11 protein-coding genes and 1 tRNA gene are annotated in these 8,755 nt (G+C 69.0%); 5 read left to right on the plus strand and 7 right to left on the minus strand.

The window, feature by feature from the left end:
* Window positions 1-138: 138 nt before the first annotated feature.
* The 6 genes from ACWDKQ_RS03205 to ACWDKQ_RS03230 all read right to left on the minus strand — a co-directional run bounded on the left by ACWDKQ_RS03205 (window position 139) and on the right by ACWDKQ_RS03230 (window position 5,576).
* A complete protein-coding gene (locus tag ACWDKQ_RS03205; protein WP_450137119.1) occupies window positions 139-1,002 on the minus strand; it encodes a spermidine synthase in 864 nt (287 codons plus the stop codon).
* 541 nt (window positions 1,003-1,543) lie between these two features.
* Window positions 1,544-1,616: transfer RNA gene (locus ACWDKQ_RS03210), tRNA-Ala, on the minus strand.
* Between the two features lie 73 nt (window positions 1,617-1,689).
* Window positions 1,690-2,460 carry a divisome protein SepX/GlpR gene (sepX, locus tag ACWDKQ_RS03215; RefSeq protein WP_450137120.1) on the minus strand — a complete coding sequence of 257 codons (771 nt, stop codon included), beginning with the start codon at window positions 2,458-2,460 and terminating at the stop codon, window positions 1,690-1,692.
* A gap of 270 nt (window positions 2,461-2,730) precedes the next feature.
* Window positions 2,731-3,396 carry a GNAT family N-acetyltransferase gene (locus tag ACWDKQ_RS03220; protein ID WP_450137121.1) on the minus strand — a complete coding sequence of 222 codons (666 nt, stop codon included), beginning with the start codon at window positions 3,394-3,396 and terminating at the stop codon, window positions 2,731-2,733.
* Window positions 3,397-3,403: 7 nt separating this feature from the next.
* A complete protein-coding gene (gene glp, locus ACWDKQ_RS03225) occupies window positions 3,404-4,627 on the minus strand; it encodes a molybdotransferase-like divisome protein Glp (protein WP_450137122.1) in 1,224 nt (407 codons plus the stop codon).
* A 46-nt stretch (window positions 4,628-4,673) separates the two neighbouring features.
* Entirely contained in the window at window positions 4,674-5,576 is a 903-nt protein-coding gene (locus tag ACWDKQ_RS03230; protein WP_450137123.1) for a UTP--glucose-1-phosphate uridylyltransferase, read from the minus strand.
* A 37-nt stretch (window positions 5,577-5,613) separates the two neighbouring features.
* Here ACWDKQ_RS03230 and ACWDKQ_RS03235 point away from each other — a divergent pair, with 37 nt between their 5' ends.
* The 4 genes from ACWDKQ_RS03235 to mscL all read left to right on the plus strand — a co-directional run bounded on the left by ACWDKQ_RS03235 (window position 5,614) and on the right by mscL (window position 8,082).
* Entirely contained in the window at window positions 5,614-6,210 is a 597-nt protein-coding gene (locus ACWDKQ_RS03235; RefSeq protein ID WP_450137124.1) for a 5-formyltetrahydrofolate cyclo-ligase, read from the plus strand.
* 98 nt (window positions 6,211-6,308) lie between these two features.
* Complete coding sequence (locus ACWDKQ_RS03240) at window positions 6,309-6,635, plus strand: FmdB family zinc ribbon protein (RefSeq protein WP_450137125.1); 327 nt, start codon at window positions 6,309-6,311, stop codon at window positions 6,633-6,635.
* Between the two features lie 212 nt (window positions 6,636-6,847).
* Window positions 6,848-7,498 carry an SAF domain-containing protein gene (locus tag ACWDKQ_RS03245; protein ID WP_450137126.1) on the plus strand — a complete coding sequence of 217 codons (651 nt, stop codon included), beginning with the start codon at window positions 6,848-6,850 and terminating at the stop codon, window positions 7,496-7,498.
* A gap of 122 nt (window positions 7,499-7,620) precedes the next feature.
* A complete protein-coding gene (gene mscL, locus ACWDKQ_RS03250) occupies window positions 7,621-8,082 on the plus strand; it encodes a large conductance mechanosensitive channel protein MscL (protein ID WP_450137127.1) in 462 nt (153 codons plus the stop codon).
* A 29-nt stretch (window positions 8,083-8,111) separates the two neighbouring features.
* Here the strand turns inward: mscL and ACWDKQ_RS03255 are convergent, their stop codons facing one another.
* Entirely contained in the window at window positions 8,112-8,294 is a 183-nt protein-coding gene (locus ACWDKQ_RS03255; protein WP_450137128.1) for a hypothetical protein, read from the minus strand.
* A 149-nt stretch (window positions 8,295-8,443) separates the two neighbouring features.
* On the opposite strand from ACWDKQ_RS03255, the gene ACWDKQ_RS03260 reads away from it, so the two are divergent.
* Window positions 8,444-8,713 carry an antitoxin gene (locus tag ACWDKQ_RS03260; protein ID WP_450137129.1) on the plus strand — a complete coding sequence of 90 codons (270 nt, stop codon included), beginning with the start codon at window positions 8,444-8,446 and terminating at the stop codon, window positions 8,711-8,713.
* The last annotated feature ends 42 nt before the right edge of the window (window positions 8,714-8,755 follow it).

An 8,755-nucleotide genomic window follows, 5' to 3' on the forward strand; every position in this document is an offset into this window, starting at 1 on the left:
ACGCATCACTTGTCAAGAAAAATTACATCAGAACTCCGCTAATGAGCAATATACTTCCGGCAAGAGCTCGAATAGGCGAAAGATTTTCTTTTGCTGTGGGCGTAGGGATGCCCTCGGGAACCACAGCGCGTGGATGCGTCAGGCGAACCGGGAGCCGTCGCCCCAACGGCGCGCCGGAGGCACCGGGACGGTCAACGGTTCCGCCTCGGTGAGCGGCGCAGCCGTCCCGGACACGGCAGCCAGCTGCCGCGGCGCCAGGCAGGAAACCCGGTTCTTCGCGGCGGCGCCCCACTCGACGAGCCCGGCCGTCGGCAGGCTGCGGGTGGACGCCACGACGACGACATTGCCCGCGCGTCGACGCAACAGGACACCGGGTTCGGCAAGCGCGAGGACGTGTGGGAACACCTCGCGGACCGAAGCGACGACGCGCCGCACGAAGCCGAGGTCGGCGGCGTCCCACATGTTCGCGGCGTACAGCCCGCCGTCCCGCAACACCCGGGAGGTCTCGGCGAGGAACTCGACGGTCGCCAGTTCGGTGACGACGTCGCCTGCCCGGAACACGTCCAGCACGACGAGGTCGGCGCTCGCGTCCGGGGCGTCTTCGACGCCGGTTCCGCCGTCCTGCACGCGAACCTCCAGGCCGGGCACCTGGTCGAGTTCGCGGTGTTCGCGAACGAGCTCGACGAGAGGCCCATCGAGCTCGAAGACGACCTGCTCAGAGCCGGGCCGGGTCGCGGCGAGGTAGCGCGGCAACGTGCAGCCGGCACCGCCGACGAACAGGGCCGACACGGCGTCACCGGACGGCCAATGCCGGTCGATCGCCTGCCCGATCCAGTCGGCGAAGGGCATCTTCAGGTACCTGAGCTCGCGGAGGTCCACATAGGACTGGGCGACCCCGTCGACGGCAACGGTCCACCCGGACTCCCGGTACCGGTCGGGAATCAGCTCGGCGACGCCGAACCGAACCGGCGCCTCGACGCGAACCCGCTCCAAACCAATCACCCCAAACCCGGAGATCCTAACCCGGCCACGGCTTTGACGAAGCCCGAAATCTCAACCGCAGCAAGAGTTTCCGAACCACTGGTCTGCAGGCAGCGGGACCGGGGAAGAGTCCCTGCGGAACCTACCGCACCGCTAGAAGCGCTTCTACCGGAGCCGATCGACTCCAGCACGTCGATCACGGCCGAGTGGCGCAGGTGAGCGATGAATGCGCCTGCGGCGCGGGAATCGCCTTGGGGGTCGCGGATGGCTTCGACCGGCGGATGCGGGGGCGCCGGTTCGAGGGTGCTGATCTGGACGGGCGGTCCTGCGGCCCGCGCGACCGATTCTGCCAAGAGGGCTACGCCGAGTCCTGCGGAGCCGAATTCCCGGAACTGCCAGGGTGGCGGCTTCGACGGTGACGTTCTGGAACATTTCCCAACGCGAGGAGCCGACGAAATGAATCCACCGCACCGTGGAAGTCTGCTGTGAGGCTCGGCCCCCGCAAAGAAACGCGGGCCGCAAAAAGGCTCGTGCTCTCCGCGAGCACGAGCCTTCTATTGCGTGGAGCTGAGGGGAATCGAACCCCTGACCTTCTCGATGCGAACGAGACGCGCTACCAACTGCGCTACAGCCCCTTGTTGAGTGCTGACGAAAGCTTAGCAAGGCCCGAAATCAGCTTTCGCAGCACCCCCTCTTGGGGATCCGGGGCTATTCGCCGGAGGCTCGCCGGTAGGGCTCCCAGGTGCGTTCGTCCAGCTCATCGAACATGGGGTCCTCGTCGTCGATCTCCACTCGGACGGCGCGCCCGGCCGGCCTGCGATCCTCGGGCCGCCCGGTTTCGCCGTCGCGGTCCTCATCGTGCTCGTCGACGGGCTGATCGTCGATGTCGACGTAGTCGTCGTAGTCGTCTACTTCGTCGTGCTCGCCGGACATCCGGGCCAGACGACGGCTGCGGATGTCCTCTTCGATGCGGACCTGGCGGCGCAGGTATGCGAGGTAGCCCGCTACGACGAGGTCGGTCGCGCCGTGCAGCCACCACATGACCGGCCAGACCAGGGCCCCCAGCAACGCCGTAGTCACCGCTACGAGCAGCATGACGAGCACGATGCGCTGCCGTCGGGCGTACTTGGCGCGGGCAGCCAGCGCCGCGGCTTCCGGGTCGAAACCGCCGCGGCCGGGCCGGTAGCGGCGGCCTGCCCGGACATCATCGCTGTGCACCCGTCGCCACGAGCCGTCGGCCTCGTTCTCCTCGATGGCGTCGTCAAGGTCGGTGTCAGGCATCCCGAGCGCCTCCTCCACCTCGTCGGTTGTCGCGGCTCCGGGGGTTGCCGGGCGCCGTCCGCTGCCTCGCCGCACGACTCGTGCTGCCAACGCGGAGTCGGTGGTCTTGGAAACTTCCTGGCGGCGGCGGGCGAACATCGGAACCAGCACCACCAACCACGCCGCTGCCAGCGCAGCGAAGATCAATGAACTGGGCATGCCTCGCCACCTCCCCCTGGCCACCGGCAGCACACAAGCCTGCGATCGCCACGCTAACCACATAAGTCACTTCTGTCTCGGAGCCACGCCGAGCTACATCGGTTCCCCAGGACCACGAGAACCGCACGTTCAGAGCAGTCGGCGGCAACATCGACATCAGCGTGTCGGTCTCCGTACCGCCGAATGGCGAGAGGATCTGCCGCCGTTCGGTGCATTTTCGGCCGATCCGGCCCCGGCCGGCGGTGACCGTGCGTGATCAAAATCTCGGCGTCATGGCCGGCTCGCACCGCCGGTCCTGATCAGCCTGCTCACCGCGCCGTCCGGGATCTCCTCGACGGTCAAGGCGTACACGTAGTGGTCCCGCCAGGCGCCGGCCACGTCCAGGTAACGGTGGAACAGCCCTTCGCGGCGGAAGCCGGACTTCTCCAGCACCCGCACGCTCGGCTGGTTCTCGGGCCGCACGGTTGCCTCCAGCCGGTGCAGCCCGGCCGAGCCGAAGCAGTGGTCCACCGCCATCGCGACGGCCGCCGTGGCGACCCCGCCGCCGGCCAGGTGCGCGGCCACCCAGTAGCCGATCCACCCGGAGCGCAGCGCGCCGCGCACGATGTTGCCGACGGTCAGCTGCCCGGCGAACTCACCTTCGACGGTGACGGTGAACGGCAGCGCCTGGCCGCGTCGGGCCATCCCGCGCAACGCGCTCCACTGCGCGGGCCAGGCCATCAGCGCATTGCGCTCTTGCCAACCGCCAACCGCGGTGGGCTCCCACTTCTGCAGGTAGGTGCGGTCTTGCAGCCTCGTCCGGCTCCAGGCCGAGCCGTCGCGCAGCCGCGGCGGGCGCAGCGCGACGGTGCCGCGCTCCGTGATCAGCGGGCCGAGGCGCGCTGGCCAGCCGGGGTGGCGACCGATCGGGAACCCATCGGCGTCGGCGGGCTGCATCGGTGGCTCACGCGCGCTGCGAGAGGAACCGGACCTGCACGCCTTCCCCGGCCGCGACGCCGGTGGTGTCCTCGTCGACCACCACCAGGCAGTTGGCCTCGGCCAACGACGCGAGCAGGTGCGATCCCGAAGTGCCCAGGGGTTGCACCAGGTAGGAGGCGCTCTTCGGGTCGCGCAGCAACTGGCCGCGGAGGAAGCCGCGACGCCCCTTGGTGGAGGTGATCGGGGTGAGCAGTTCGGCCGACACGGTGCGCCGGTGCGGGTTGAGCTTGCCGAGCGCGGCGCGGACCAGCGGCCGCACCAGCACCTCGAAAACGACCAGCGCGCTCACCGGGTTGCTCGGCAGCACGAAGGTGGGAATCTCGTCCGGACCGAGCCTCCCGAAGCCCTGCACCGAGCCGGGCTGCATGGCCACCCGAGTCACGTCGAGCTCCCCGAGGTCGGCGAGGGCCGCCCTGACCTCGTTGCCCGCCGCGCCGCCCGCACCGCCGGCGATCACCACGACCTCCGACAGCAGCAGCCGCCCCTCGACGACCTCACGCAGCCGGCGCGAGTCGCTGTTGACGATGCCGACCCGGGTGACCTCGGCCCCGGCGTCCCGCGCGGCGGCGGCCAGCGCGTAGGAGTTGACGTCGTAGACCTGGCCCTGGCCGGGCGTGCGGTCGACGTCCACGAGTTCGTCGCCCACCGAGATCACCGACACCCGAGGCCGCGGGTGCACCAGGACCTTGTTGCGGCCCACCGCCGCCAGAAGCCCGACCTGCGCCGCACCGATGGGTGCGCCGCGGCGCACCGCCACATCGCCGGTCTGCACGTCCTCGCCGGTGCGGCGGACGAACGCCGCCGAGGGCACCGGCTGCCGGACCGTGACCTTGGCGGGGTGCCCGTCGGTGTAGGCCAGCGGCACGACCGCGTCGGCCAGCGTCGGCAGTGGCGCACCGGTGGCCACCCGCACCGCCTGCCCCGGTTGCAACCGGCGCGGCTGCCGCGATCCGACCGGGATCTCCCCGACGACCGGCAGCACCGTCGACTCGTCGACGGCCGTCTGCACATCGACGCTGCGCACCGCGTAACCGTCCACCGCGGCCTGGTCGAACCCGGGCAGCGCCTGCTCCGCGACGACCTCTTCGGCGCACAGCAGGCCTTGAGCCTCGGAGATCGCCACCCGCACGGGCGCGGGCCGGACGGCGGCTGTGAGTACTCGCGCGAGCTGCTCGTCCACTGATCTCATGGCTGTCGACCTCTTCCCGCGTGCCCGAGCCGTAGCCGGCGCGGCGTTAGCTCCTGCTGATCCGTTCGACGAGCCAGTTTCGCAGTTCCGGCCCGTATTCGGGATCCTCCAGCGCGAAGTCCACCGCAGCTTTGAGGAAACCGCCAGGATTTCCGAGGTCGTGTCGCCCACCTCGATGGACCACTACGTGCACCGGGTGTCCTTCGGAGATCAACAACGCTACGGCATCGGTGAGCTGGAGTTCACCTCCTGCACCGGGCTCGATGCGCTTGAGCGCGTCGAAGACGGCACGATCCAGCAGGTAGCGACCGGCGGCGGCCAGTGTGGACGGGGCCTCGTCCGGCGCGGGCTTCTCGACCATGCCGTGAACCTGCTTGACATCGTCGTCATCGGTATCGGTGACGTCGAAGACTCCGTAGGCGGCGATCTGCTCGCGCGGCACGTCGAATGCGCACAGCACGCTGCCGCCGTAGCGGGCGCGCACCTCGGCCATCCGCGTGAGTACGCCGCGCGGCAGCACAAGGTCGTCGGGCAGCAGCACGGCGACCGCGTCGTCGGCGTCGGTCAGGTTCGGTTCGGCGCAGCCCACGGCGTGCCCCAGTCCGAGGGCGCGTTCCTGCAGCGCGGTCTCCGCGGCGATCAGGGCGGGCCCGCGACGGACCTTTTCGAGCAGTGCGTCCTTGCCGCGGTCCTTGAGCGTCTGCTCCAGCTCGGGTTGCGGCTGGAAGTACTCGGTGACCGCCCGCTTGTCCGGCGAGGTCACGATGATCAGGCGCTGCGCGCCCGCTTCGGCAGCCTCGGTGGCCACCAGTTCAATCCCGGGGGTGTCGACGACCGGGAGCAACTCCTTCGGCACCGCCTTCGTGGTCGGCAGGAATCGGGTTCCCAGGCCTGCGGCGGGCACGATGGCGGTCCGGAACGCTGTGGGCGTGCTCGTCGGGCTGCTCATGGCCAGGGAGCCTATCGGGCATCCCTAGAGTGGACCTGTGAGCTCACTGGACGAATCGTTTACGACCAAGTCCGGGTGGCGCCGCGCGCTGCTGGAACAGCGCGGAGGCGTCCCCGAGGGCATTCGGTCTGCCGAGGCCAGGGCGCTGCAGGAGGCCTTGCTGAAGTGGCTGGACGGCCGATCGGTGCGGACGGTGGCGGCGTACGTCCCGGTGGGCGGCGAGCCGGGGTCGCCGGGTTTGCTCGACGCGCTGCTCGACGCCGGGCTGCGGGTGCTGCTGCCGGTCGTGGTCCGCGGCGGCCCACTGGAATGGGCGGAGTTCACCGGCCCGGGCTCGCTGCGCCGCGCAGGGTTCGGCCTGCTCGAACCGGCCGGTGACCGGCTGGGGACCGCAGCGATCGGGCAGGCCGACGCGCTGCTGGTGCCCGCGCTGGCCGTGGATCACCGGGGGGTTCGGTTGGGGCGCGGTGCCGGTTACTACGACCGGTCGCTGCCGATGGCCGCTCCGAACGCGCCGCGGATCGGCGTCGTCCGGGACGGCGAATTCGTCGCCGAACTACCCGGGGAGCCGCACGATGTGCGGATGACCGGGGTACTGACACCCAGTCGTGGGGTGGCTGCCCTACCCATGTGACATAGGAGTGTTTGCACCGGACACCCTATGTGACGCATTATCGTATTTAGCACTCCAGCAGTTCGAGTGCCAAGACGAGATGTCGGAGGTTCACGGCCGTGCCCACATACCAGTACGCCTGCACCGAATGTGATCACCAGTTCGAGACGGTGCAGTCGTTCAATGAGGACTCCCTCACCGAGTGCCCGAAGTGCACCGGCCGGCTCCGCAAGCTGTTCAACGCCGTGGGCATCGTGTTCAAGGGCTCGGGCTTCTACCGCACCGACAACCGGTCGTCGAACTCGTCGTCCAGCTCGACCAACAGCAGCTCCTCTTCTTCGAACGGCAGCAGCTCTTCCTCTTCGACCAGCAGCAGTTCGTCGTCCGAGTCGAGCTCGTCCTCTTCGAGCAGCAACTCCTCGACCACCACGGCCGCAGCCTCCTGATCTCCGCGCCCAGTTCGCCGACCGCAGCTGACGCGGTCGGCGATTTTCTGTGCACGCCCAGTGATCCTCCCCGTCCGCGTGAAATTCGTCCGGGTGTGCCGAGTTGTCCACAAGGGACCGGTCTATCCACAGATTTCCGCTGCCCCCTCGCGCCCCGGCGCGCAGCTCCCTAGCTTCGGAGGTCCTCAACGACCGCGACCGGGGAGTGGACCATGGCTTCGGAGGACCGCCTCAACTCGACAGCGCTGAACCGGATCGGCGCGCTTTTCCCCGCCCGACGGGGTTTTCGCCTGCACTCCCTGCGCAGGCTGACCGCCGTAGCGCTGCTGCTGCTCGCCGCTGGGCTCGCAGTGCAGCCAGGCCACGGACCGCCGGATTCGCGCGTCGGGGTGCTCGTCGCCGCGCGCGATCTGCCGCCCGGCCGGGTCCTGTCGAAGGCCGACGTGGCGCGTCGCGAGCTGCCCGCGGACCTGGTGCCGGACGGCGCGTTGCGGGACATTGCGGCCGCTGAGGGGCGGGTGCTCGGCACCGCCGCGCGCAGCGGGGAGACGCTGACCGACGTCCGGTTCGACGGTCCGCTGGTGGCCTCCGGCGACGCCGGGACCGCGTCCGCGCCGGTCCGCCTCACCGACCCCGAAGTGGCCGACTTCCTGGTCCCCGGCAGACGAGTGGACCTCGTCACAACAACCACTCGATCAGGTCACGCTTCGGTGCTCGCCGAGAACGTCCGAGTGGTCGCCGTGCAAGCCCCGAAGGGCCGCAACAACCAGGGCAGACTCATCTTCGTGGGACTACCGGAGGACACCGCTGCAGCGGTTGCCGCGGCATCCCTGCTCCAGTCGGTCACCGTTACGCTCCGCTGAGTGCGCATCGCGCGCCGGTCCTCTATCGATTCGGCGCATCATCCATCCGGGATTCGCGCGTCGCACCCATCGATCGATCCGGGCTCGTCCGGACCACCCATATTTGGAGAGGAGCTCCCAGCGTGTTCAAGGGCTTCAAGGACTTCCTGATGCGCGGGAACGTCATCGACCTGGCAGTCGCCGTGGTCGTCGGCAGCGCGTTCACCGCGCTGGTCACGTCGTTCACCACCAGCATCATCAAGCCGATCATCGCCGCCACCGGGGGCGGCAATGTCACCGGCCTGAGCATCCAGCTGCGCGTCGGCAACGAGGCCTCGATCATCGACTTCGCTGCGGTGATCAACGCGGTGATCACGTTCTTCATCACGGCGGCGGTCGTCTACTTCCTGTTCGTGCTGCCGATGAAGAAGATCTCGGACCGCCGCAAGAAGGGCAAGGAAGAAGGCCAGGCCGAGCCGACCGACGTGGAGCTGCTGCTGGAAATCCGCGACCTGCTGCGCCGGGAACAGGGCCTCCCGCAGGTAAAGGGCCTCGCCGCCGAAGCCAAGAAGGTGAGCGTCTCGGGCGACGGCCAGCAGAAGTGAGCATCGCCGCCTGCTGAGGCCGCCGAGCGTCAGCGGGCGTCGTGGTGTGGTGGGCGGTTCTCCCGGTACCAGCGTTCGCCGTCACCCGCGGTACGGTCCGGGCGGTCGTCGGAGGTGGTCTCGGGCAGGACGTCGCCGAAGATCTCGGCGAGCCTGCGCCGCCGCTTACGTTCGGCGGGGTCGGTGGTTCTGCCTGGGTCGTTCGCGGTCACACCCCCATCGTCCCCCATCACGATGAGCGGTTAGGGACACCGCGCGGCCATCGCTGTGATGTCGGCTACAGTGAATGTTGTTGCAGTTCAATGCCGCGGGAGCGGCGCTTCCGTGGCTCACCGGGTGTCGAAGCCACGGGAGGCAAGAGATGAGTTTCCTGGACAAGGCCAAGGATCTGGCGAACCAGGCCAAGGACAAGGCCGAAGAACTCGCCGAGAAGGCAGGCCCCAGCGCGGCGAAGGGACTCGACGCCGCCAAGTCGAGCCTGGACAAGGCCACCGGCGGCAAGTACCACGACAAGATCGAGAACGTCAGCCACAAGGTCGAGGGCCTGCTCAAGCGGGACGGCCACGGCCCCGACGACAAGGGACCGGGGGAAAAGAGCGGCCCGACCGAACCAGGCCCGAAAACCCCCTGACGCCAACCGGAACCCGAAGAACACAGGCGGTGGCGGCTCCGC

It is taken from the genome of Saccharopolyspora sp. NPDC000995, assembly GCF_053599315.1.